The 24,721-nt window shown below is 56.4% G+C and carries 25 protein-coding genes; 14 read left to right on the top strand and 11 right to left on the bottom strand.

All coding sequences use genetic code 11. The features are described 5' to 3' along the window. Window positions 1-15: 15 nt before the first annotated feature. Window positions 16-2,481, bottom strand: a complete 2,466-nt coding sequence (gene plsB / locus M495_RS22035; protein ID WP_041415036.1) for a glycerol-3-phosphate 1-O-acyltransferase PlsB — start codon at window positions 2,479-2,481, stop codon at window positions 16-18. Between the two features lie 148 nt (window positions 2,482-2,629). Here plsB and M495_RS22030 point away from each other — a divergent pair, with 148 nt between their 5' ends. From M495_RS22030 to M495_RS22015, 4 genes are all read left to right on the top strand, one after another. Continuing rightward, a complete protein-coding gene (locus tag M495_RS22030) occupies window positions 2,630-2,998 on the top strand; it encodes a diacylglycerol kinase (protein ID WP_020837169.1) in 369 nt (122 codons plus the stop codon). A gap of 121 nt (window positions 2,999-3,119) precedes the next feature. After that, window positions 3,120-3,728: a transcriptional repressor LexA gene (lexA, locus tag M495_RS22025; protein WP_037416119.1), complete on the top strand. Its 609-nt coding sequence runs from the start codon at window positions 3,120-3,122 to the stop codon at window positions 3,726-3,728. Window positions 3,729-3,829: 101 nt separating this feature from the next. After that, a complete protein-coding gene (gene dinF, locus M495_RS22020) occupies window positions 3,830-5,194 on the top strand; it encodes an MATE family efflux transporter DinF (RefSeq protein WP_020837168.1) in 1,365 nt (454 codons plus the stop codon). A gap of 286 nt (window positions 5,195-5,480) precedes the next feature. Beyond that, window positions 5,481-5,690, top strand: a complete 210-nt coding sequence (locus tag M495_RS22015; protein WP_017894203.1) for a CsbD family protein — start codon at window positions 5,481-5,483, stop codon at window positions 5,688-5,690. A gap of 105 nt (window positions 5,691-5,795) precedes the next feature. On the opposite strand, the gene zur is transcribed toward M495_RS22015, so the two are convergent. The 4 genes from zur to M495_RS21995 form a co-directional block, all read right to left on the bottom strand. Further along, window positions 5,796-6,308, bottom strand: coding sequence for a zinc uptake transcriptional repressor Zur (zur, locus tag M495_RS22010; RefSeq protein WP_041415728.1), 513 nt, complete (start codon window positions 6,306-6,308; stop codon window positions 5,796-5,798). Between the two features lie 185 nt (window positions 6,309-6,493). Next, the gene (locus M495_RS22005; RefSeq protein ID WP_020837166.1) at window positions 6,494-7,252 is read right to left on the bottom strand and encodes an anti-sigma factor family protein; all 759 of its coding nucleotides are present in this window, start codon (window positions 7,250-7,252) and stop codon (window positions 6,494-6,496) included. Continuing rightward, window positions 7,249-7,737 carry an RNA polymerase sigma factor gene (locus tag M495_RS22000; protein ID WP_071827058.1) on the bottom strand — a complete coding sequence of 163 codons (489 nt, stop codon included), beginning with the start codon at window positions 7,735-7,737 and terminating at the stop codon, window positions 7,249-7,251. Before M495_RS22000 ends, M495_RS22005 begins: the two co-directional genes overlap by 4 nt. 42 nt (window positions 7,738-7,779) lie before the next feature. Beyond that, a complete protein-coding gene (locus M495_RS21995; RefSeq protein WP_020837164.1) occupies window positions 7,780-8,313 on the bottom strand; it encodes a tetratricopeptide repeat protein in 534 nt (177 codons plus the stop codon). Window positions 8,314-8,517: 204 nt separating this feature from the next. On the opposite strand from M495_RS21995, the gene dusA reads away from it, so the two are divergent. Together dusA and pspG are read left to right on the top strand one after the other, a co-directional pair. Next, window positions 8,518-9,528, top strand: a complete 1,011-nt coding sequence (gene dusA / locus M495_RS21990) for a tRNA dihydrouridine(20/20a) synthase DusA (protein ID WP_020837163.1) — start codon at window positions 8,518-8,520, stop codon at window positions 9,526-9,528. Window positions 9,529-9,687: 159 nt separating this feature from the next. Beyond that, window positions 9,688-9,906: an envelope stress response protein PspG gene (gene pspG / locus M495_RS21985; RefSeq protein WP_020837162.1), complete on the top strand. Its 219-nt coding sequence runs from the start codon at window positions 9,688-9,690 to the stop codon at window positions 9,904-9,906. A gap of 313 nt (window positions 9,907-10,219) precedes the next feature. On the opposite strand, the gene M495_RS21980 is transcribed toward pspG, so the two are convergent. Further along, window positions 10,220-10,651, bottom strand: a complete 432-nt coding sequence (locus M495_RS21980; RefSeq protein ID WP_041415033.1) for a lysozyme inhibitor LprI family protein — start codon at window positions 10,649-10,651, stop codon at window positions 10,220-10,222. 117 nt (window positions 10,652-10,768) lie between these two features. Further along, complete coding sequence (locus M495_RS21975; protein WP_020837160.1) at window positions 10,769-11,758, bottom strand: quinone oxidoreductase; 990 nt, start codon at window positions 11,756-11,758, stop codon at window positions 10,769-10,771. Between the two features lie 180 nt (window positions 11,759-11,938). Between M495_RS21975 and dnaB the strand changes: the two genes are divergently transcribed. Further along, entirely contained in the window at window positions 11,939-13,363 is a 1,425-nt protein-coding gene (gene dnaB, locus M495_RS21970; protein ID WP_020837159.1) for a replicative DNA helicase, read from the top strand. A 17-nt stretch (window positions 13,364-13,380) separates the two neighbouring features. Then, the gene (gene alr / locus M495_RS21965; protein WP_020837158.1) at window positions 13,381-14,460 is read left to right on the top strand and encodes an alanine racemase; all 1,080 of its coding nucleotides are present in this window, start codon (window positions 13,381-13,383) and stop codon (window positions 14,458-14,460) included. 42 nt (window positions 14,461-14,502) lie between these two features. On the opposite strand, the gene M495_RS21960 is transcribed toward alr, so the two are convergent. Continuing rightward, a complete protein-coding gene (locus M495_RS21960) occupies window positions 14,503-15,270 on the bottom strand; it encodes a transporter substrate-binding domain-containing protein (protein WP_020837157.1) in 768 nt (255 codons plus the stop codon). A gap of 214 nt (window positions 15,271-15,484) precedes the next feature. Between M495_RS21960 and M495_RS21955 the strand changes: the two genes are divergently transcribed. From M495_RS21955 to maa, 5 genes are all read left to right on the top strand, one after another. Beyond that, window positions 15,485-15,952, top strand: a complete 468-nt coding sequence (locus M495_RS21955) for an Lrp/AsnC family transcriptional regulator (RefSeq protein ID WP_020837156.1) — start codon at window positions 15,485-15,487, stop codon at window positions 15,950-15,952. A gap of 80 nt (window positions 15,953-16,032) precedes the next feature. Continuing rightward, window positions 16,033-17,226: an amino acid aminotransferase gene (locus M495_RS21950; protein ID WP_020837155.1), complete on the top strand. Its 1,194-nt coding sequence runs from the start codon at window positions 16,033-16,035 to the stop codon at window positions 17,224-17,226. Between the two features lie 126 nt (window positions 17,227-17,352). Continuing rightward, window positions 17,353-17,769, top strand: a complete 417-nt coding sequence (locus tag M495_RS21945) for a secondary thiamine-phosphate synthase enzyme YjbQ (RefSeq protein WP_017894193.1) — start codon at window positions 17,353-17,355, stop codon at window positions 17,767-17,769. A 4-nt stretch (window positions 17,770-17,773) separates the two neighbouring features. Beyond that, window positions 17,774-18,127: an MmcQ/YjbR family DNA-binding protein gene (locus M495_RS21940; protein WP_020837154.1), complete on the top strand. Its 354-nt coding sequence runs from the start codon at window positions 17,774-17,776 to the stop codon at window positions 18,125-18,127. A gap of 169 nt (window positions 18,128-18,296) precedes the next feature. After that, entirely contained in the window at window positions 18,297-18,854 is a 558-nt protein-coding gene (maa, locus tag M495_RS21935; RefSeq protein ID WP_020837153.1) for a maltose O-acetyltransferase, read from the top strand. A gap of 34 nt (window positions 18,855-18,888) precedes the next feature. Here the strand turns inward: maa and M495_RS21930 are convergent, their stop codons facing one another. Both M495_RS21930 and uvrA read right to left on the bottom strand, forming a co-directional pair. After that, a complete protein-coding gene (locus M495_RS21930; protein ID WP_020837152.1) occupies window positions 18,889-19,941 on the bottom strand; it encodes an NAD(P)-dependent alcohol dehydrogenase in 1,053 nt (350 codons plus the stop codon). A 224-nt stretch (window positions 19,942-20,165) separates the two neighbouring features. Beyond that, window positions 20,166-22,997, bottom strand: a complete 2,832-nt coding sequence (gene uvrA, locus M495_RS21925) for an excinuclease ABC subunit UvrA (RefSeq protein WP_020837151.1) — start codon at window positions 22,995-22,997, stop codon at window positions 20,166-20,168. Between the two features lie 277 nt (window positions 22,998-23,274). Here uvrA and ssb1 point away from each other — a divergent pair, with 277 nt between their 5' ends. Beyond that, entirely contained in the window at window positions 23,275-23,811 is a 537-nt protein-coding gene (gene ssb1, locus M495_RS21920; RefSeq protein WP_020837150.1) for a single-stranded DNA-binding protein SSB1, read from the top strand. Between the two features lie 61 nt (window positions 23,812-23,872). Here the strand turns inward: ssb1 and M495_RS21915 are convergent, their stop codons facing one another. Next, window positions 23,873-24,622, bottom strand: a complete 750-nt coding sequence (locus tag M495_RS21915) for a 3-oxoacyl-ACP reductase family protein (RefSeq protein ID WP_020837149.1) — start codon at window positions 24,620-24,622, stop codon at window positions 23,873-23,875. Window positions 24,623-24,721 lie beyond the last annotated feature (99 nt).

Genomic DNA, 24,721 nt, shown 5'->3' with positions numbered 1-24,721 from the left:
TTCTTTATCAACGTATTACTGGTCTTTCTCTTCCAGTTCAACCGCTTCTGGCAGAGCGTTGGTTTCCGCCGGCATGCTGACGCTTTCAATGGTCAGTTTGATTTCCGGGGTAATCAGGTCGCTCAGCATGTTGTACACCTCAAGGGTGTGCTCACGCACCGCATCGCCAATATCATTGATGTAGCCTTCTTCACGCAACGTAGCCACCAGGGTGGAGAATACCGCTTTGTCGAAGAACTCCGGCGCGTTGATGCCGTGCAGCACGGATAAACGCTGCGCCATGATACGGCTCTCTTTCTCAAGCGCACCGCGGTTAATGCTCGGGTTGGCGCTGAGGATAGACATGGTGATGGCGTAGCGCTGCAAGGTTTCACGGACACCGGCGGCCAGCAGTTGCAACGGACGGATGCGCGCTGGATTCAGTACCAGATCGTCGCCTTTATCGCAGATCAATTGCTGACGGATCATTTCCTCGATCAGCGGTTGCAGCACCTCCGGCAGTTGTTCCTTGTCGTTGTGCAGGAACAGCTCGGCTTTCAGCATCGGGTAAATCAAACCAATCTGGCGCAGCAGTTCAGCGCGAGATACCCGGCGATGGTGCATCACGATGGTGGCAATCAGTGACGGCAGAACCAGCAGGTGATGGATATTGTTGCGGTAATAGGTCATCAGCACCGCCTGCTCGCGCGGCAGAATGATGATATCGCCGATGTTATCCTTCTCCACCTCGAACTTGTTCATGTTCAGCGCGTGATCCAGCAACTCATCCGGCGTTTGAGTCGGCACGGTAACGTCATCGGCATAAGGCACGTTGCGCATCAGTTGCAGATAGCATTCCAACTGTTCAAGCAACTGCTCGCGGGTCAACGAGCGCTGGCGAGAAGCCAGTAACGCCGTGGAACACAGGTTCATGGCGTTGGCCGCTGCGGCATTGTTGATGCGCACCATAATCTTGGCCGCCAGATCGTTGACCGTCGGCGTCAGCCAGCTTGGGCGCTGGGATTCGATCGGGTCAATCGATTCGCGCCACTGCGGCACATTCTGGTTCAGGTAGGTGGTCAACGGCAGGGGATCGCCGAAGTTCACGTAGCCCTGGCCGAGATTACGCAGTTTGCGCAGGCCGCGCAGCATCTGCAGCAGGCTCTCTTTTTCCTTGGTGGCGCCACGCAGCTCTTTGGCGTAGGTTCCCACTTCCATCACGTGCTCGTAACCGATGTAGATCGGCACTAGCGTGATAGGGCGGGCCCCGCCGCGCAGCATCGCCTGAATGGTCATCGACAGGGTGCCGGTCTTCGGCTCCAGCAAACGCCCGGTACGGGAACGCCCACCTTCGACAAAGTACTCGACCGAGTAACCGCGGGTAAACAGCTCGCCGAGGTATTCACGGAACACCGTCGAGTACAGCTTGTTGCCTTTGAAGGTCCGGCGGATAAAGAACGCGCCCAGGCGGCGGAAGATCGGCCCGGCCGGCCAGAAGTTGAGGTTAATACCGGCAGCAATGTGCGGCGGCACCAGGCCCTGGTGGTACAACACATAGGACAACAGCAGATAGTCCATGTGGCTGCGGTGACAGGGTACATACACGATCTCGTGGCCGTCCTGCGCCAGCTGACGTACGCGTTCGGCGTTGGTGACGTTGATGCCCTGATACAAGCGGTTCCAGGTCCAGCTCAGCACACGGTCGGAAAGGCGCACCGTCTCGTAAGAGAAGTCGGCGGCAATCTCTTCCATCAATGCAATGGCATTTTGCTGGGCTTTTTCGTGGGAGATCTTTTTACTGCGCGCTTCGTCTTCGACCGCTTTTTCGATCGCTTTGGACGCCAACAGCTTGTTGAACAGGTCCTGACGGGCCGGCAGGCTTGGGCCTACGGCAGCCAGACGCTGACGCGAGAAGTGCATCCGGGCTACGCGAGCCAGCTTTTGCGCGATGATCTTGTCCGTACCGTGCTCGGTCGCCATGCGGCGCAGCGAAACGGTATTGGAGAAGCGCACAAAGCTATCGCGGCCGAGCCACAGCACGGCAAAGAATTTCTGCACGCCATTTAGCAAGCGCAGATGCGGTGTGCCGTGGCCTTCGCGCCCCGGAGAGCGGCCAAACATCACCGAAACCGGCAGCATCTGAATATCGAGATCCGGGTTACTGCGGTGCAGATCCAGATAGTCGTGGAACAGTTTTACCGACTCTTCTTTCGGCGTGTAGTAGCGGAATACGCGCGGGCCGTCGTGAATAAACACGTGGCTGGGCAGCACGGTGCCGTCTATTTCCAGCGGTTCGAGAGGATCGGGCAAATCCTGCGCCAGGCACTGGGTGCGCAGCGTCAGTAAATCCGCCTTGGAATTATAAGGTAAAACATACAAAATCGGCCGTGAGGGATCCAACCCTAACTCCGTGACCGGATCTGAAGGGATAACCTTACTTCTTACCAACAATTTGAGTGGTAAATTCAATAGTTTATAATAAATTTTACGCCAACCTGACATAACAACGTGAAGCCTCTTGTTAGCAATGCGCCGCAAGCATACCAGAAACCGGGTAGCAGATCTGTGGTGTTGGAAAACCGGGAGCCGTGAGCGCTTCCTGGCCTAGACTGTTTAATTATGACTTACCTCTGCGAAAGGCACTAAAAACATGACGAACCAAGCAACCGGCTTGACCCGTATTATTAAAGCCGCCGGCTACTCTTATAAAGGTTTTTCCGCTGCCTGGCAGCACGAAGCGGCGTTCCGCCAGGAGTTGGTGGTGACCGTGCTGGCTATCATACTGGCGATTTGGCTGGACGTGGGTGCGATAGCGCGCATTTTACTGATTGGGTCGGTGGTGCTGGTGATGATTGTCGAGATGCTCAACAGCGCGATTGAGGCGATTGTTGACCGGGTGGGGACCGAGTATCACGAGCTGTCCGGCCGGGCCAAGGATATGGGGTCGGCGGCAGTTTTGCTGGCGGTTATTTTGGCGCTGTTTGTTTGGGGCACGGTGCTGTGGCAGCACTTTGTCTGAGCAGAGCAAGCTCGTTGCGATCCGGGTCGCTAATCCCTGATTTTTATTCATTCTTCGGTTCCCAAGCCGCACTTACCTGTATATACTCACAGCAAGACTGTATAAACAAACAGGGGGCGGAATGAAAGCACTAACTACCAGACAGCAAGAGGTCTATGATCTGATTCGCGATCATATTTCGTCCACTGGCATGCCGCCGACGCGTGCCGAGATCGCCATGCGTCTGGGGTTCCGTTCGCCAAATGCCGCAGAAGAACATCTGAAAGCGCTGGCGCGTAAAGGCGTCATCGAAATCGTCTCCGGCGCTTCGCGCGGCATTCGGTTGCTGATGGAAGATGAAGAGGGTTTACCGCTGATTGGCCGCGTGGCTGCCGGTGAGCCGCTGCTGGCGCAGCAGCATATCGAAGGTCACTACAAGGTGGATCCTTCCCTGTTCAAACCGAGCGCGGATTTCCTGCTGCGGGTTAACGGCATGTCGATGCGTGATATCGGTATTCTGGACGGTGACCTGCTGGCGGTGCATAAAACTCAGGACGTGCGTAATGGCCAGGTGGTTGTGGCGCGCATCGAAGATGAAGTTACGGTCAAGCGGCTGAAAAAGCACGGTAACGTGGTTGAGCTGCTACCGGAAAACAGTGAATTCCAGCCGATTGTGGTTGATCTGCGTCAGCAGAACTTCACCATTGAAGGCTTGGCGGTCGGCGTGATCCGCAACGGCGACTGGGTTTAACCCATAAGCCTGCACGCTGCCCTTTGATTTAAATCGCCCCAGCTCTGGGGCGATGTCATTTCTGATCGATTAAAACCGCATTGCCACGGGAACATTTCACTATGCGCCTGCTCTCCGCCTTCACCAGCGATACCGATAAAGCCTTGTGGCGCCTGGCGCTGCCCATGATCTTCTCCAATATCACCGTGCCGTTGCTTGGGCTGGTGGATACCGCAGTGATCGGTCACCTCGACAGCCCTGTTTATCTGGGCGGTGTGGCGGTGGGAGCGATGGCGACCAGCTTCCTGTTCATGCTGTTGTTGTTCCTGCGTATGAGCACCACCGGTCTGACTGCGCAGGCTCTGGGCGCACAAAACCCACAGGGATTGGCGCGCGCCTTTATGCAACCGCTGCTGCTGGCGGCGTTGGCCGGTGTGGCCATTGTCTTGCTGCGCCATCCGCTGATCGAACTGGCGCTGAAAATCGTCGGTGGCGACGAGGCGGTGCTGGAGCAGGCCCGATTATTCCTCGAGATCCGCTGGCTGAGCGCGCCGGCGGCATTGGCGAACATGGTTATCCTGGGCTGGCTGCTTGGCGTGCAATACGTACGTGCGCCGGTGATCCTGCTGATTGTCGGCAACTTATTGAATATTGTACTGGATATCTGGCTGGTGATGGGGCTGGGCTGGAACGTGCAAGGTGCGGCGACGGCGACCGCTATTTCTGAGTATGCCACGCTGCTGCTGGGCTTATGGCTGTCCTGGCGGGTCATGCGCCTACGTGGCATTTCCATGCCGATGCTGCGCACTGCTTGGCGCGGTAACCTGCGGCGTTTGCTGGCGCTGAACCGCGACATTATGCTGCGTTCCCTGCTGCTGCAGCTGTGTTTCGCTTCTTTGACCATCTTCGGTGCCCGGCTTGGCGGCGAAGTAGTGGCGGTGAATGCGGTGCTGATGAACTTACTGACCTTTACCGCCTATGCGCTCGACGGTTTTGCCTACGCGGTTGAAGCGCATTCTGGCCATGCCTATGGCGCGCGCGACGATAGCCAACTGCGCAAGGTGTGGCGTGCGGCTTGCCGACAAGCCTGTCTGGTCGCGTTGGCCTTTGGCCTGGTTTATGCCGTTGCCGGTCAGCATATTATCGCCGCCTTGACCTCGTTACCGGAACTGCGTGCGCTGGCCGGCCACTATCTGCCGTGGCAGGTGGTGCTGCCATTGGTGGGCGTATGGTGCTATTTGCTGGACGGCATGTTTATTGGCGCCACCCGAGGAGCAGAAATGCGCAACAGCATGGCAGTGGCAGCGGCCGGCTATGGTTTAACGCTGCTGACCGTACCCGTCTTGGGCAATCATGGTTTATGGCTGGCGCTGGCGGTCTTTCTTTCTCTGCGCGGCATCGCGCTCGGCTGGATTTGGCACCGCCACAGGCTGCGCGGTACCTGGTTTGCCGCGGATCCAACGGCTCACAATGAGACGTTATCATAAAATTAACTAATGTTTTTTATTCATATTGAGTTACATATTATCGCGTCGATTTAGTCCCGCTTACTGACTGTTATTTCGGGTGTTTTACTGCATTTTGTTAGTTTGTTGAATTTTTATTCTGGTTTTTTGTTTTTTATCGATATCTGTTGCTATAGTTAATCATGTGGCTGGCGGAATGAATTGGAATGACATTCCCTTCATTTTAGGTCAATTGACCATGATTATTACTCAGTTAAGCCCAGCGACAAGTTTTTAAAACTGACTAATCACAGGTAACGGAGAGGTTATGAACAAAGATCAAGCCGACGGTAACTGGAAGCAGTTTAAAGGGAAAGTAAAGGAAAAATGGGGCAAGCTGACCGATGATGATTTGACGGTCATTGAAGGGAAACGCGAACAGCTTGTCGGTAAAATTCAGGAACGCTACGGCTACCAGAAAGAGGCGGCCGAGAAAGAAGTGAAATCCTGGGAAGACCACAACAAGTATCGCTGGTAGTGCGATAGGCCGCAGCGGATTGCGGCCGTAAACTATGCTGATGGCCAGGCGTTTCAATCCCCTTGACGCTATGGCCGAAGGTACAGGGAGGTACCTGATACCCTCTTATTTCTTCTTGATAGCGATGCTGTGATCGTGTTCGCCGCAATCATGTTTGCTATCGCAGGCTTCTACCTCAACGCAACCCTCACACAGGCCATGGGCTTCTACCACGCTGTGACGCAGGGCAAATCCTGACTCTTTAGCCAGCTTTTGCAGCGTCTCTTCGATCCCTTCGGTTGTGCGCTCAGTCACCTGGCCGCAGCGATCGCAAATGAACAGTGCGGAAGTATGCATCGGCTGTTCGAAATGATGGCACAACACATAGCTGTTCGCCGATTCCACGCGATGAATAAAGCCTTGTTCCAACAGGAAATCCAATGCACGGTAAACCGTGGGGGGTTTGGCCTGGGGTTCGGCTACGCGCAGCAAATCCAGCAGGTCGTAAGCGCTGATGGCACCGGGCTGTTGTGCCATCAGGCGTAACACTTCCAGCCGCTGCGGTGTCAGTCGCACATTGCGTTGCTGACAGAGTTGTTCAGCCTGCGCCAGCAGCTTTTCCTGGGTGCTTGAGTTCATGGCAAATTTCCCGGTACGTAAAAAAGCCGATTTTACCATGCTTCAGCCAAATCGCCGAGAGTCGGCCACTTTTCTGCCAGTATGGCGCATTAAACGTCCGGTTTAGCGCCCGTTGTTAGCCAGAAATGTGATGGTATTCACGATGTTCCGTGCCGTTCTCGCAGGCTATGGCTTCGCGTAGGCTCTTAGGCGGTCAGCGAACGCTGTAATTGACTGGCCAATCTGACCATTTCCACTGCTGGATTATGGCCAATCAGCATGAAGCTGTGTCTGCTATCGGACCAATAGACCACATTCATTCCCAGGCGTTGTTCGCTCTCGGCGGGCTGCGACTTGCCCGGTTGCTGGATAATACACAGTGCCAAAACACCGTACCGCGCATCCAACCAGGTTAATTGAGCAATACGGCGATCGTCGTACGCCAGCACACGGGCGTTTTTCAGTTCGGCCCCTTGCAACGTCAGTTGCGACAGAGGAAGCGCGATGCCCAGCCGATCACCGGTGTGCTGTAGTTGACTGGCAATCTGCGCTGCGGAGCCTTCAAAACCCATCAGCGTTTCCGGGCTGTACAACGCCATATATTGAGCGACCAGGCTCCGCCAGTTGTCATCCGGTTGGCTGAGCTGCAGATAGGCGCGATCGCCTGCGATGCCCAATGCCAGAAAAGCGACGGCGGCGGCAATCAGGCCACGGCGGCTGACGCTATGCGGTGGTGCAGAGGAGGCTTGCGGCCAGTCTGCCTGCAATCTTTGTACCGGCGCTTCATCAAGCAAAGGCGCAAAGGCTTGCTTAAAGGGCAAGCTGCTGCGCTCCAGCAACGACAAGCGTTCAGCCAACGCCGGTTCGCCGGCCAGACGCTGTTCCAGCCGGTGGCGTTGCTGTGGGTCCAACTGATTATCCAGATAGGCGACCAGCAGTTCATCCGTTGCGTAGGCGGAACTCATGATTGTTCTCCTTTTACCTGCGGGGTACGGGTTTGCAGCAGGCTGTCGTTCGCCAACCGCAGCCGTGCCGCCGCCAGACGGCTCATGATGGTGCCAATGGGCACACCCAGCACCTCAGCGGCTTCCCGGTAAGAAAGTTCCTCCACGTACACCAGAAACAACGTATTGCGCTGCGCCTCCGGCAGTTGATTAACCCGTTGCATCACTTCATTGGCCCAAATCGGCTGCTCGCCGTTTTCCGCACCGGCCAGTTCGTCAACGTCGACAAAGCCCTGTCCCTGGCGAATGTGCTGAGAGCGGACCTCGTTCAACCAGATGGAGTGAAGAATGGAAAATAACCAGCGGTCCATACGCGTTCCCACGGCAAACTGTGCGGCGCGTTCCAACGCCCGCACGCAGGTGGCCTGCACCAAATCGTCGGCTACGTCCCGCCGGTGGGAAAGCACCAAGCCATAGCGCCACAGGCGGGAGAGATATTGGCCGATTTCGTTGCGGATCGCGTCGCTGCTGATGTTTGCCTCCGGGGTTTACGATTCAGGGTGATGATCGATAGCCGCCGCCAGATCTCGGTACTCTTCACAACCGGTACCGCACAGCGATTGAATAACCTTAAGCTGCTCCTTCGCCAGGTCCTGACGCCCTTTGATCATATAAGCCTCACCCAGGTATTCGCGGACTTTGGGGTATTTCGGATCGAGCGCCACTGATTTTAAATAGTAGCCGATCCCTTCGTCGGTGCGGCCGAGCTTGCGGGTGGCATAGCCGCGGTAATTCAGCGCCACGGCAGTGTTGGGATCTTTGAGGGTATTCAGCACATCCAGCGCTTCCTGATAGCGGCCGCTTTTGGCCAGCGCATAGGCATAGTTCGTGCGATCGTTGTCGCTGACCATGCTGCTTTTATCCACCATGCAGGTTTTGGTTTTCGTATCGTATATCTGGCCTTTGGGGCAGGTTGGCGTGGTTTGACCGCTGCCATCGCCGCCCATCGCCAGAGCGGTACAGGAAAACAGCAGTGAACCGGCAATGACTGGCAGCAGCAGGCGTTTAACGAAACTGTTCATGGTTATTTCCTCATCATGAAGGACGCAGAACTGCGGCCTTACAGAGAGAACACCTGACAGCCTCTTTTTATTCGCTTTTGCCGGTGCTTTTTTATCGGCGACACAGCGGTTTTCCCAACGCCGCCGATTGTCGTTATAATAGCCGTTTGCGGCAGCATGCCGTTCGTTGAACCCCAGACAGAATCAGGTAGCCAGTAGCCCAGCATGACGACAGACAATAACGCCCCAAAATACGCCGCCAATCGTTTTTCCATCGCGCCGATGCTCGACTGGACCGATCGTCATTGCCGTTACTTCCACCGCTTGTTGACCAAGGAAACCTTGCTGTACACCGAGATGGTGACTACCGGCGCGATTATCCACGGTAAGGGCGACTATCTGGCCTACAGCGAAGAAGAACATCCTGTGGCGCTGCAACTGGGCGGCAGCGATCCGGCTGCGCTGGCGCACTGCGCCAAACTGGCTGAGCAGCGCGGCTACGACGAGATCAACCTCAACGTCGGTTGCCCGTCGGATAGGGTACAGAACGGCATGTTCGGTGCCTGCCTGATGGGGCAGGCAACGCTGGTTGCCGACTGCATCAAGGCGATGCGCGACGTGGTGTCGATCCCGGTGACGGTGAAAACCCGCATTGGTATTGACGATCAGGACAGCTACGAGTTTCTGTGCGATTTCATCGCCACCGTCGCCGGGCGCGGTGAATGTGACATGTTTACCATTCATGCCCGCAAGGCATGGCTGTCGGGCCTGAGTCCGAAAGAGAACCGCGAAGTGCCGCCGCTGGATTATCCGCGCGTGTACCAGTTAAAAAGGGATTTTCCGACGCTCACTCTGGCGATTAACGGGGGGGTGAAAACGCTGGAAGAGGCGAAACAGCATCTGCAGCATCTGGATGGCGTGATGATGGGGCGCGAAGCCTACCAGAACCCGGGCATCCTGGCGCGGGTCGACAGTGAACTGTTTGGCTGCCAAAGCGACGTTATGGACAGCATAGCGATTATCGAATCGCTGTATCCGTACATTGAACGCGAGCTGTCGAAGGGCACTTATTTGGGCCATATCACCCGCCATATCCTTGGGTTGTTCCAGGGCGTGCCCGGTGCCCGTCAGTGGCGCCGTCACCTGAGTGAGAATGCCCATAAACCAGGGGCCGATGCACGCGTGGTTGAGCAGGCGCTGGATTTGGTTCGCCTACCGCGCACCGAGATGGTGTAATAGAGATAAAATTCTGACTAACAGTTAGTGTTTTTGACCAGGCATGTTGCGTGATGTGGCATGCCTTTTTTTCAATTTCAATAACTTAGTCCTCTCACCATTTTGGCACGCTTCTTGTAATACCTTCGCAGATACTTTGTTTTGCGAAGGAGCAAAATCATGTTGGAACTCTTCTTTCTGGTCGGCTTTGTCGTCATGCTGATGGTGACGGGCATTTCGTTGCTGGGCGTATTCGCGGCGTTGCTGGTGGCCGCGGCATTCATGCTGATTGGCGGGCTGTTTGCGATGGTGATTAAGCTGTTGCCGTGGCTGATTTTGGCGGTGGTTGGCGTTTGGATCTACCGTTCAATGCAGAAGCCTTCAATACGCCGCTATTAATTTTTTGTCGAATAATCAGTCGGTCACGCTGAAAATCGAGCAACAGAGGCGTTCTTAATGCGGCAGCGATCACAGCTTGACGTTTAAACGGCCGGTGCGGCGCATTAGCCATTTTTTTTGCGCCTCGGGGCTGTTAGGATGTTTGCCGATGCAGCGATGCGACCGATTTCATCACCGCAAGAGACAATAATACCCAATACGAGCGTTGCTCAAGCAACCCACCGTCTCTGGCGGACTCTGCTCTACCCCTACAAACGCAGTAACAAAAAGGGCTCCTTACGGAGCCCTTTTTGTTACTGATAATCCAGCAATATTAAGATCTTGGCCAGTTGTCGCTTTCAAGTTGCAACGTACGTTCAATGGTCATGTTCAGTTCGCATGAAGCCGCATCCAGCGCATCGCCGGAGCCATGCGGTGCTGCCACCAGCGCTTGGCATTGGCTGTCTTTGAACTTCAGCCAGTTACGCTGTGCCTCACGCCAGGCTTTTGGGGCTGCCTTAAACTTGAGCGCTTCCTTATAGGACTTGTTCAGGCGTGCATCCCAGAGCTTGAACTCTGTTTCAATGCAGGCAGCCATACTTGGTGTATTGAGATCTGGTTTGCTCATACATTGCGTATAGGCGGCAGAGTAAGGGTATTTCATCAATGCGTCTTTTTCTGCGTTTGGCGTCGCTGCCTGCGCTGCGGTGGCCAACGCTGGAGCTGCGGCGAAAACCAGCGCTGTAACCAGCATTTTTATTTTCATTTCAGAGCTATTTCCCTATTGAACAACATGAATTGCCGGAAGATCATATTCCACTCTTCGCCTTTAGACGATGTACCACCGCACGTTATACCTAATTTTACCGATCTTTTTTCCAACTCAACGACCAGGGATCAGCAGGCTTGAGCCGCTGGTATTACGGCTTTCCAGCACCTGATGCGCACGTTGTGCGTCAGCCAGCGCAAACTTCTGCTCTTCCTTCACGTCGACCTTGATGGCCCCGCTGCCGATCAATGAAAACAGCTCATTGCTGGCAAATTGCAGCTCCGCGCGGCTGGTGATGTAGCCATTGAGGGAAGGGCGAGTGACATACAGAGAGCCTTTCTGGTTCAGCAACGCCAGATCGACTCCGGTAACCGGGCCAGAGGCGTTGCCAAAGCTCACCATCAGCCCACGTCGCTTGAGGCTATTGAGCGAGGCTTGCCAGGTGCTTTGGCCCACAGAGTCATACACCACGCCGACTTTTTCGCCCTGGGTCAGTTCGGCGACGCGCTGGGCGATGTCTTCCTTATGGTAATTGATGGTGGCCCAGGCGCCGGCACGCTTCGCCAGCTCGGCTTTTTCGTCGGAACCGACGCTGCCGATTAACCTCGCCCCGAGCGCTTTGGCCCACTGGCAGGCAATCAACCCGACACCGCCTGCGGCAGCATGGAACAGGAATACTTCACCCGGCTGCACCTCATGGGTTTGGCGCAGCAGGTAATGCACCGTCAGCCCCTTCAGGAATGAGGCTGCCCCTTGCTCGAAACTCAAATTGTGCGGCAGGATGGCCACTTTTTCCTGCGCGACGTTGTGCACTTCGCTGTAAGCACCGAGCGTTGACTGGGCGTAAACCACGCGGTCACCCGGCTTCAGCGCGCTGACTCCTGCGCCGATCTTGGTGACCACCCCGGCCGCCTCGGTGCCCAACCCACTTGGCAGGCTGGCGGGCGGGTATAACCCGCTGCGTATGTAGGTGTCGATATAGTTGATGCCGATCGCCTTGTTCTCGATCTGCACCTCACCGGCTGCCGGGTCTGGTGGGGTAAAATCAACGTATTGCAACACTTCAGGGCCGCCGGTGGCGGAGAATTGAATGCGCTTGGCCATATCAGTACCTCGTGTGGGTGTCTGATTTCACCCTACGCGTTTTAGTATTGGCGATCCAGTTTGTCCGCGCGCGGATTGATACCTTTTTTGCATCGGTTATGCCGCAGGAATCACAGATAAAAATCACGTATACTCTCGCGTCAGGATCCTTCATTCGCAACCGGATTAAGAATACGCTTCATGGCAGGAAAAAAACCAACCAACAAAACAAACGCAGACGAAGCCAGAGAACGTCCCCGCGATCGCCAGATGGAAGGGCTGAAGATGCCGCCACATTCGCTGGAGGCTGAGCAGTCAGTGTTGGGCGGTTTGATGCTGGATAACGAACGCTGGGATAACGTGGCGGAACGCGTGGTCTCCAATGATTTCTTCAGCCGCCCGCACCGCCTGATCTTTACCGAGATGCAGCGCCTGCTGGAGATGAGTCGGCCTATCGATTTGATCACCCTGTCCGAATCGCTGGAACAGCGGGGCGAACTGGACTCTGTCGGCGGCTTCGCCTATCTGGCCGAATTATCGAAAAACACCCCAAGCGCTGCCAACATCGGCGCTTATGCGGATATCGTGCGTGAACGTGCGGTAGTGCGTGAGATGATCTCGGTGGCCAATGAGATCGCTGACGCCGGCTACGATCCGCAGGGGCGCAGCAGTGAAGATCTGCTCGATTTAGCCGAATCGCGGGTATTCCAAATCGCGGAAAACCGCGCCAGCAAAGATGAGGGTCCAAAAGGGATCGAGCGTATCCTGGAAGATACCGTTGCGCGTATTGAGCAGCTGTATCAGCAGCCGCACGATGGCGTCACCGGGGTGGATACCGGCTATCAGGATCTCAATAAGAAAACCGCCGGTTTGCAAAAATCGGATCTGATCATCGTCGCCGCCCGTCCTGCAATGGGTAAAACCACCTTCGCCATGAACCTGTGCGAACACGCCGCGATGACGCAGGACAAGCCCGTGCTGATTTTCAGCCTGGAAATGCCCTGCAACCAGATCATGATGCGTATGCTGGCCTCGCTGTCGCGTGTGGATCAGACCCGTATTCGTACCGGCCAGTTGGACGATGAGGACTGGGCGCGAATTTCCAGCACCATGGGTATCCTGCTGGAGAAGCGCAATATGTACATTGACGACTCCTCTGGCCTGACGCCAACCGAAGTGCGCTCCCGTGCGCGGCGTATTTTCCGTGAACATGACGGCATCAGCCTGATCATGATCGACTACCTGCAGTTGATGCGCGTGCCGTCGCTCTCCGACAACCGAACGTTGGAAATCGCCGAGATCTCCCGCTCGTTAAAAGCCCTGGCGAAAGAGCTGCAGGTACCGGTGGTGGCGCTGTCGCAGCTGAACCGAAGCCTGGAGCAGCGCGCCGACAAGCGCCCGGTCAACTCCGACCTGCGTGAGTCCGGCTCCATCGAGCAGGATGCCGACCTGATTATGTTCATCTACCGTGATGAGGTTTATCACGAGAACAGCGATCTGAAAGGGATTGCCGAAATTATTCTGGGTAAGCAGCGTAACGGCCCTATCGGTACCGTACGCCTTACCTTTAACGGCCAGTGGTCGCGCTTCGATAACTATGCGGGGCCACAGTATGATGACGAATAATCAGCTAAGGAACTGAAATGAAAGCGGCAACCGCTGTAATCGACCGCCGCGCTCTGCGACATAATCTGCAACAGGTGCGCCGTCAGGCGCCGCAAAGTCGCCTGATTGCCGTTGTGAAAGCAAACGCTTATGGACATGGCCTGCTGGAAACAGCCCACACCCTGCAAGATGCCGACTGTTACGGCGTGGCCCGCATTGGCGAGGCGTTGAAGCTGCGCTCCGGCGGCATCGTCAAACCCATCCTGATGCTCGAGGGCTTCTTCTCGGCCGAGGATCTGCCGGTGCTGGTGGCCAATAACATCGAAACCGCCGTACACAGTATCGAACAGCTTGAAGCGCTGGAGCAGGCCACGCTGGCGCGTCCGGTGCCGGTGTGGATGAAGCTGGATACCGGCATGCATCGTCTGGGGGTCCGCCCTGAGCATGCCGAGGCGTTTTATCAGCGTCTGAGCGCCTGCCGCAATGTGGTGCAGCCGGTGAATATCATGAGCCACTTCAGCCGTGCCGATGAGCCGAGTTCCGATGCCACGCTCAAACAAATGCAGTGCTTTGAACAGTTTGCCCGTGGCAAACCGGGCCAGCGTTCTATTGCCGCCTCCGGCGGTACCCTGCTGTGGCCGGATGCGCATAACGACTGGGTTCGCCCAGGCATTATCCTGTATGGTGTCTCGCCGATGGAGGACGCCAACGGCAGCCAGTTTGATCTGCAGCCGGCGATGACGCTCAAGTCCAACCTGATCGCGGTGCGTGAGCACAAGGCCGGCGAGTCCGTAGGCTACGGCGGTACCTGGGTCAGTGAAGGTGATACTCGCTTGGGCGTGGTGGCGATGGGTTACGGCGACGGTTACCCGCGCAGCGCGCCTTCCGGTACGCCGGTGTGGCTCAACGGCCGTGAAGTGCCGATCGTGGGCCGGGTGTCGATGGACATGATGTCGGTCGATCTGGGGCCGAACGCGACCGACAAGGTCGGGGATGAGGTGGTGCTTTGGGGGCGGGAGTTACCGGTCGAACGCATCGCCGAATGCACTGGCATCAGTGCTTATGAACTGATTACCAAGCTGACGCAGCGCGTGGCGATGGAATATATCGGCGAATAAGTCCATTGAGGGGCCGCCAGGCAGCGGCCCCGTTATATTGAGTTACTTCTTCACTGCCAACCACTGATCGATAATGCTTTGATACTCACCGGTCGCCTTGGCCAGGTGCAGCCACTGATCCACATACAGCTTCCAGCTCAAATCGTCACGCGGCAGCATGTAAGCCTTTTCGCCATACTGCATCGGCTTTTTCGGGTTGACCGCGCACAGCTTCGGATAGCGTTTTTGCTGATACTGCGCCTCGGAAGCGTCGGTGATCATCACATCGGCTTTCTTGTCGACCAACTGCTGGAAAATCCCCAAATTATCATGGGTCAACGTCAGTTTGGCCTTGGGCAGATAGGCGTGGACAAAGGCCTCGTTGGTGCCGCCCGCTGGCTCAAGCAGGCGTACGGACGCTTTATTGATCTGGTCAATGGTGCGGTATTTCTTCACGTCGGTGCAGCGCACTAACGGGATCTTGCCGTCGGTATCCAACGGGTCGGCGAAGAACACCTGCTTTTGACGTTGCAGCGTGACCGAGATGCCGCCCATGGCGATATCACATTTGCCGGCGACAAAGTCCGGCGTCAGGGTTTTCCAACTGGTTTTCACCCATTTCACCTTGGCGCCGAGGCTTTTTGCCAGCGATTCCGCCATGGCGATATCAATGCCTTCGTAGCTGCCGTCTTCTTTTTGGAAGGTATAGGGTTTGTAATCGCCGGTGGTACACACTTCCAGCGTGCCTTGTTGTATCACCTTATCCAAATGCGATTGTGCGCTGGCGCCTCCGGCGGCAACCAGCAGTGCGAGAGGGAGAAATCTTTTCATCGGCGTCCTTATTATACATTCGTGGTTTTATGCGCTATTTAACCGCTCATTGTTGCTGACTTGCGCGAGTTACCCGTTTTTTATGCCATTGGCAGGCGGAAACGTCCGGCATTGCTGCTGTGCGCTTCACAACCTCGGCGCGGGAAGGGTATCCACAGTCAAAAAACTGATAGGCTGTAACGTCAACATTTATTAACACAGTTTACAGGTGGCTATGTACAACATTGACGATTTTGATATGAAAATCCTGACGCTGTTACAGGCCAATGGCCGTCTGACCAATCAGGAGCTGAGCGATCTGGTGGGGCTGTCTGCATCCCAGTGTTCGCGGCGGCGTATCAGCCTGGAACAGGCGCAACTGATCCGCGGTTACCACGCGCGACTGGCACCGGAGGCCGTCGGGCTAGGGTTGGTTGGCCTGATAGAAGTGAGTCTGACTCACCATGCTCAGGAGCAGATCGACAGTTTCCACCAGATGCTGGAAGAAGTGGACGCCATTCTTGACGCTTACAAAACCACCGGCGATGCTGATTATCTGCTGAAGGTTGCGGTGGCGGACCTGCCGGCACTGGACGATTTGATCAGCCAGACGCTGTCCCGCCACAAAAGCGTGGCGCATATCAAAACGGCGGTGGTGCTCAACCGAATCAAGGAAAATGGTTTGTTGCCGGTTGCGAGATAAAGCTCAAACTGAACGGCCTTTTCCGTCTATATTAGGAGCGTAACGCTGTGCCTACTCACCATAATCCAGGAGAATAATCCGTGTTCCAGAATGTTGATGCCTACGCAGGTGACCCGATCCTGTCGCTGATGGAAAAATTCAAAAAAGACTCACGTGCGCACAAGGTTAACCTGAGTATCGGCCTTTACTATGATGAGCAGGGTATTATCCCGCAGATGAAAGCGGTTGCTGCGGCAGAAGCGCAGCTGAACAGCGTGGATCATGGGGCATCGGTGTACCTGCCGATGGAAGGTCTGCTGCCTTACCGCACGGCGATCCAACATTTGCTGTTCGGTGCCGAACACCCGATGCTGCAGCAAGGGCGCATCGCCACCATTCAAACCGTGGGCGGTTCCGGCGCGCTGAAAGTCGGTGCCGACTTTCTGAAAAGCTACTTCCCGGATTCGCAGGTGTGGGTCAGCGATCCGACCTGGGAAAACCACGTTGCCATCTTTGGCGGCGCTGGGTTCAAAGTGAATACCTATCCGTACTTCGACAACGAAAGCCTGGGCGTGAAATTTGACGCCATGCTGAGCGCGTTGAAACAGCTGCCGAAGCACAGCATCGCATTGCTGCACCCGTGCTGCCATAACCCGACAGGTTCCGACCTGACCCAAACTCAGTGGGATGAAGTGGTCAAAGTGATCGCCGAGCGGGAACTGATCCCGTTCCTCGATATCGCTTATCAGGGCTTCGGCGGCGGCATTGCCGATGATGCCTACGCTATCCGCACTATTGCTGCGGCCGGTTTGCCATGCCTGGTGAGCAATTCCTTCTCGAAAATTTTCTCGCTGTACGGCGAACGCGTCGGCGGCCTGTCGGTGGTGTGTGAAAGCGAAGAAGCGGCCGGACGCGTGTTGGGGCAACTGAAGGCCACGGTGCGTCGTAACTACTCCAGCCCGCCGAACTTCGGTGCGCAGGTGGTGGCGAAGGTGCTGAACGACACGCAGCTGAAAGCCCAGTGGTTGGCCGAAGTGGAAACCATGCGCACCCGTATTCTCGAGATGCGCAAGACGCTGGTGGAAGCGCTGAAAATCGCCCTGCCGCAACGGAACTTCGATTATCTGCTCGCACAGCGCGGCATGTTCAGCTACACCGGCTTTAGCGCTGCACAGGTTGATCGCCTGCGTGAAGAATTCGGCGTGTACCTGATCCACAGTGGACGCGTTTGCATGGCTGGCCTGAACCACCACAACGTGCATCAGGTGGCCGAGGCGTTTGCCGCCGTGCAGTAAAAGCTGTTAGGGTAAACTGACGTTAGCCAGGGAGCGATAGCGATATCGCTCCTTTTTTGTTGTCGGTTTGCCGCCAGAGTTGCCGCAAACTGGAGAGAGAATATACTGATTGAGGGGCGCTCACTTATGTGGCATCAGCAAACGCTAATCCTCAGCGCAAAAGCGCGTGGTTTTCATCTGGTTACCGAAGAGATTACTGACCAGCTAACCCACTTACACCGCCTGCAAACTGGCCTGCTGCATCTGTTATTGCAGCATACCTCGGCCTCGCTGACTCTGAACGAGAACTGCGATCCTACGGTGCGAGCCGACATGGAGCAGCATTTCCTGCGTCAGGTGCCAGAGAACGCACCCTATCAGCATGACTACGAAGGGCCGGACGACATGCCGGCGCACATCAAATCCTCTCTGTTGGGCACGTCGTTGACGCTGCCTGTCGGTCACGGGCGGCTGATGCTGGGCACATGGCAGGGAATTTGGCTGGGGGAGCACCGCATCCACGGCGGTTCACGCCGGGTTGTGGCCACGTTACAGGGGGAATAACCCAATGAATAACACAGCACTGCTGGAATACTGCATGGCGAAGCCGGGCGCGGAACAGAGCGACCAGAACCAGTGGCAGGCCAGCCAGATCAAAGTCGGCGACGTTATGTTCGCCATGGTGTGCGAGGTACAGGGGCGACCTGCTTTGGCGGTAAAATCCAGCCCGGAACTGGCGGAAAGCCTACGGGAGCATCACCCGGAGATCGTCCCCTGCGTCGGTCTGAACAAGGCACACTGGAATACGGTCTTTCTTGATGGCAATCTGCCGAACTCACAGTTCTATACGTTGATCGACAGTTCCTATCAGCTGGTGCTGGAAGGGTTACCCGACCATGTGCGCCAGGAATTGCGCGCCTAGCCATAGATAACGGCAGGTGTAGCGCCTGCCTGAGTCCTTCGTTTATTTCTTCTGTTTTCCCGCCAAACTGTGATCGCGATTCGATATTGGGAACGTTCCCGTTTTATTGTTGATGAGGAAAGACTAGGCTTTTTAATCAATAAGCCGAAATACCAAAGGATGCCGCGAGATGGCGATGAGTGAAGAAAAACGCAAAATGATTGCCGGTGAATTGTACGACGCCGGCGACGAACTGTTGCGCAGCGAGCGCAAGCGCGCACGCCAATTGGTCCACCGTTACAACCATTCGTCACCGGATGAGGGCGACCTGCGTAAACAGGGATTGGCAGAATTGTTGGGCCAGTATCAGGGGGGCACTATCGAGCCGACGTTTCGCTGCGATTACGGCTACAACATCTATCTGGGGAAGAATTTCTACGCCAATTTTGACTGCGTGATCCTCGACGTATGCGAAGTGCATATCGGTGATAACTGCCTGCTGGCACCTGGAGTGCATATTTATACCGCCACCCATCCGCTGGATGCGGAAACCCGCGTGGGCGGGGCGGAGTTCGGCAAGCCGGTGCGCATTGGCAATAATGTGTGGATTGGCGGTCGTGCGGTGATTAATCCTGGCGTTACGCTGGGGGATAACGTGGTGGTGGCGTCCGGTGCGGTGGTGACCAAGGACGTGCCTGCGAACTGCGTGGTCGGCGGCAATCCGGCGCGAGTGATAAAGCAGCTGTAAGAAAATCGGGCGCCGCTGTGGGCGCCCGAGAGGCTTAGGCTCGCAAAGAGTCGATATCCACCACGAAGCGATATTTCACGTCGCTTTTCAGCATCCGCTCGAAGGCTTCATTGATTTGCTGCATCGGGATCAGTTCGATATCTGAGGTAATGCCGTGCTGGCCGCAGAAATCCAGCATCTCCTGGGTTTCTGCAATGCCGCCAATCAGTGAACCGGCGATGCGACGACGCTTCATGATCAGGTTAAACACCTGCGGTGACGGATGGTCATGCTCCGGTGCGCCAACCAGCGTCAGGGTGCCGTCACGGCGCAGCAGATTGAGGAACGGGTTCAGATCGTGCTGAGCCGCCACCGTGTTAAGAATAAAATCGAAACTGTTGGTGTGCTGCGCCATCTCTTCCGGATTGCGTGAGATCACCACTTCGTGAGCGCCGAGGCGTTTGGCATCTTCGACTTTGGACGCTGAAGTCGTGAACAGCACCACATGCGCTCCCATCGCCCGGGCCAGTTTAACGCCCATGTGCCCCAGCCCGCCGAGACCGACGATGCCCACCTTTTTACCCGGACCGGCGCCCCATTGACGCAGCGGGGAATAGGTGGTGATACCGGCGCACAGTAAGGGGGCGACACCGGCAGGATCGAGGTTTTCCGGTACGCGAAGTACAAAGTCCTGATCTACCACCATATCGGTGGAGTAGCCGCCGTAGGTGGTGGCGCCGGTTTGTCGATCCTCACCGTTATAGGTGCCGGTGAACCCATTTTCACAATATTGCTCCAGACCCTCGTCACAGCTCGGACAGCTGCGGCAGGAGTCCACCATACAGCCCACGCCGACCAAATCGCCGACCTGATAGCGTGACACATGGTTGCCGACGGCGCTCACGCGCCCCACAATTTCGTGGCCGGGAACCACCGGAAAAAGAGTGTTGTTCCATTCGTTGCGGGCCTGGTGCAAATCCGAATGGCAGACGCCACAGAACAGAACCTTGATTTGCACATCGTGGTCGCGCAAGGTGCGCGGCGTGTAATCAAAAGGAACTAACGCTGATTTGGCGTCATGCGCGGCATAGGCGTGCGTAATGTTCATGGTAACTCCAGTCATCAGTGTATGGGGGGAACGGCTTCCGGCAGTAGGGTGCCGGTGGACGTGGCCTGAGTACGGCAAAGGGCCACAGAGGGAACATTGATGATAAAAGCTGAGAGCGGGGAGGGAAATGCCTGAAAATGTCTAAATCTTGCCTGTTTCTGTTCAATTTGACCGAAACGGGTAAGCGTGCGGGCCGCTACAGTAACGGCCCGCCTGGCAGGGGATTATTTCTTCTTCAGTAACGGCTTAAGGAAGCGCGCGGTGTGCGACGTTTCGCAGTTAGCCACGGTTTCCGGCGTGCCGGCAACCAGGATCTCACCGCCGCCGCTGCCACCTTCCGGCCCCAGGTCGACAATCCAGTCCGCGGTTTTAATCACGTCCAGGTTGTGCTCAATCACCACGATGGTATTGCCCTGATCGCGCAGTTGATGCAGCACCGCCAGCAGTTGCTGAATATCGGCGAAGTGCAGCCCGGTGGTCGGCTCATCCAGGATGTACAGCGTTTGACCGGTACCGCGTTTTGACAGCTCACGAGCCAGCTTGACGCGCTGCGCTTCCCCGCCGGACAGCGTGGTCGCCGACTGGCCGAGACGGATGTAAGACAGGCCGACTTCAATCAAGGTTTGCAACTTACGCGCCAATGCCGGTACCGCGTCGAAGAAATCACGAGCCTCTTCGATGGTCATCTCCAGCACTTCGTGGATGCTTTTGCCTTTGTACTTCACTTCCAGCGTTTCGCGGTTATAGCGTTTGCCTTTGCACTGGTCGCACGGTACATAGATGTCCGGCAGGAAGTGCATTTCCACCTTGATCACACCGTCACCCTGGCAGGCTTCGCAGCGGCCACCCTTGACGTTAAAGCTGAAGCGGCCCGGGTTGTAACCGCGACTGCGCGATTCCGGCACGCCGGCGAACAGCTCACGCACCGGGGTGAAGATGCCGGTGTAGGTCGCCGGGTTGGAACGCGGCGTGCGCCCGATCGGGCTTTGATCGATGTCGATCACCTTGTCGAAGTGCTCCAGACCGGTCACTTCGCGGAACGGCGCCGGTTCGGCAATAGTGGCACCGTTGAGCTGGCGCTGGGCGATCGGGAACAGCGTGTCGTTGATCAGCGTGGATTTGCCGGAGCCGGATACCCCGGTAATGCAGGTAAATAGCCCCACCGGCAGCGTCAGCGTCACGTCCTTCAGGTTGTTACCGCGAGCACCGCTCAATTTCAGCACCTTGGTCGGGTCCGCCGGGACGCGCTGTTCCGGAATGGCAATCTCGCGTTTGCCGCTGAGGAACTGGCCGGTCAAGGACTCAGGCTGCGCCATGATGTCTTCGACGGTGCCTTCCGCCACTACCTGACCGCCGTGCACGCCGGCGCCGGGACCGATGTCGATGACATGGTCGGCGGCGCGGATGGCGTCTTCGTCATGTTCCACCACGATCACCGTGTTACCGAGGTTACGCAGGTGGATCAGGGTTTCCAGCAGGCGTTCGTTGTCGCGCTGATGCAGGCCGATTGACGGCTCATCCAGTACGTACATTACGCCCACCAGGCCGGCGCCAATCTGGCTGGCCAAACGGATACGCTGCGCTTCACCACCGGAGAGGGTTTCCGCCGAACGCGACAGCGACAGGTAGTTCAGGCCAACGTTCACCAGGAACTTCAGGCGATCGCCAATCTCTTTCAGCACTTTCTCGGCGATCTTGGCGCGCTGGCCGCTGAGCTTCATGTTCTGGAAGAAGGTCATCGCATGGCCGATGCTCAGATCGGAAATTTCCGGCAGCGTGGTGTCTTCAACGAACACGTTTCGCGCTTCTTCGCGCAGACGGGTGCCGTGGCACGAGGCGCAAGGACGGTTGCTGATAAACTTCGCCAGCTCTTCGCGCACCGCACTGGATTCGGTTTCTTTATAACGGCGCTCCATGTTGTGCAGCACGCCTTCGAACGGATGGCGGCGCACGGTGGTGTCACCGCGATCGTTGATGTATTTGAATTCGATCGATTCTTTACCGGAGCCGCTGAGCACCGCTTTCTGCACGTTGGCGTCCAGGCTGTTGAAAGGCGCTTCAACGTCAAACGCGTAATGCTCTGCCAGCGAGCGCAGCATCTGGAAGTAGTAGAAGTTGCGACGATCCCAACCGCGAATGGCACCGCCGGCCAGCGAAAGCTCGGGGTTTTGCACTACGCGTTCCGGATCGAAGAACTGCTGTACGCCCAGACCGTCGCACGTTGGGCAGGCGCCGGCCGGGTTGTTGAACGAAAACAGGCGCGGTTCGAGTTCGCGCATGCTGTAGCCGCAGATAGGGCAGGCGAAGTTGGCGGAAAACAGCAGCTCATCCGCTTTTTCGTCGTCCATATCAGCCACAATGGCGGTGCCGCCGGACAGCTCCAGCGCGGTCTCGAAGGATTCCGCCAGACGCTGCGACAGGTCATCACGCACTTTAAAGCGATCGACCACCACTTCGATGGTGTGCTTTTTCTGCAACTCCAGCTTCGGGGGATCGGAAAGATCGCACACTTCGCCGTCGATGCGTGCACGGATATAGCCCTGGCTCGCGAGGTTTTCCAGCGTTTTGGTGTGCTCTCCCTTGCGGTCTTTTACCACCGGGGCCAGCAGCATCAGGCGTTTGCCTTCCGGCTGGCTGAGCACGTTATCCACCATCTGGCTAACGGTTTGCGCCGCCAGTTCGACATGGTGATCCGGGCAACGCGGTTCGCCGACGCGGGCAAACAGCAGACGCAGGTAATCGTGGATCTCGGTGATGGTGCCAACCGTCGATCGCGGGTTATGCGAGGTCGATTTCTGCTCGATGGAAATTGCCGGTGACAGACCTTCAATGTGGTCGACGTCCGGTTTTTCCATCAGCGAAAGGAACTGGCGTGCATAGGCAGAGAGCGATTCGACGTAGCGACGCTGCCCTTCGGCATACAGGGTATCAAAGGCCAGCGAGGACTTGCCTGAACCGGACAGACCGGTGACGACGATCAGCTTGTCACGCGGGATAATCAGGTTGATGTTTTTGAGATTATGGGTTCGAGCACCACGAACTTCGATATTGTCCATTTACACTTCCCGTCTTGATGATACACCGCGCCTGTCTGGGTGATTTACGCACGATTATGTGATCGAACGCGCAAAAAACCGGCACAGCCAGTACGAAACGCATAATTATGACACAAAAAAACCTGAATGAATATCCAGTACATGAATGCAAACAGGTCGATCGAAAGGACAATTCCGGAATACAGCACGCAGTAATCAACACGGGTGTCGTTTCAGGCTGAGCGTGTTAAACTTACTCGTTTATACTGTGTAAAAATCAATCATCAGGAGAGTTCTCATGGCCAGCAGAGGCGTAAACAAAGTAATTCTGGTCGGGAATCTGGGCCAAGACCCGGAAGTCCGTTACATGCCGAATGGCGGTGCAGTGGCCAACATTACCCTGGCAACCTCCGAAAGCTGGCGTGACAAGGCGACTGGCGAGCAGAAAGAAAAGACCGAGTGGCACCGCGTTGTGCTGTTCGGCAAGCTGGCTGAAGTGGCGGGCGAATATCTGCGTAAAGGTTCCCAGGTGTACATCGAGGGCGCGCTGCAGACTCGCAAATGGACCGATCAGGCCGGCGTAGAAAAATACACCACCGAAGTTGTGGTTAACGTTGGCGGCACCATGCAGATGCTGGGCGGCCGTCAAGGCGGTGGCGCACCGGCAGGCGGTGGTCAGGCTTCCGGCGGCCAGGGCGGTTGGGGTCAACCTCAGCAGCCACAAGGCGGCAACCAGTTCAGCGGTGGCCAGCAGGCGCGCCCGGCGCAGAACAACGCACCGGCAGCCAGCAGCAATGAACCGCCAATGGACTTCGACGACGATATTCCTTTCTGATATCAGGTTGTCTTAAGCCCAAAAAAAAGCCCCTTTCGGGGCTTTTTGCTTTTCAGAACATTTAAGCCGAAAAACCGCCGTCGATGCTCAGGCTGGCGCCGGTGATATAGCCCGCCTCCGGACCGGCGAGGTAAGCGACAAAGCTGGCGATCTCCTCATCTTTGCCGTAACGGCTGATGGCCATCATGGCTTTTAACTGTTCGGCGAAATCACCGCTGGCCGGATTCATGTCGGTATCGACCGGGCCGGGTTGCACGTTATTGACGGTGATGCCGCGTGGGCCCAGATCGCGCGCCATGCCTTTGGTCAGACCGACCAGCGCGGATTTGCTCATGGCATAAACTGCGCCGCCGGCAAAGGGCATGCGTTCAGCGTTGGTGCTGCCAATATTGATGATTCGGCCACCGTCATTCATATGGCGCGCTGCTTCCTGGCTGGCGACAAATACGCTGCGCACGTTGACAGCCAGCGTGCGATCCAGATCTTCCAGCGGCAGCTCTTCGGTACTGCCCATCGCAAGCACGCCGGCGTTGTTCACCAGAATGTCCAGATTACCCAGGCTGTTTACTGCCTGGCGTACCGCTTGTTGCAGGGCCGCGGCATCGGCACTGTCGGCCTTGATGGCGAGCGCTTTACCGCCGGTGGCGGTGATTTCGGCCACCAGGGCGTCTGCTTTTTCGGCGGAGGCGACGTAGGTGAAGGCTACGGTGGCGCCTTCACGTGCCAGGCGCTTAACAATGGCGGCACCAATGCCGCGTGAGCCGCCCTGAATAAATGCGACTTTGTTTTGCAGAGGATGTGCTGTTGTCATGGTGCTTCTCCAGAGTGGGGTGAGGTTAAACATCTACCGGATCAGTATCTGGGAAACGCCGGGTCGCCACTAGCCACAAAGAGCTATAATCAGCTTAAA

The sequence above is a fragment of the Serratia liquefaciens ATCC 27592 genome (assembly GCF_000422085.1).
GTDB lineage: Bacteria > Pseudomonadota > Gammaproteobacteria > Enterobacterales > Enterobacteriaceae > Serratia > Serratia liquefaciens.
Note: the sequence above shows the minus strand (reverse complement) of the source record. Positions and strands in the feature narration are given on the sequence as shown.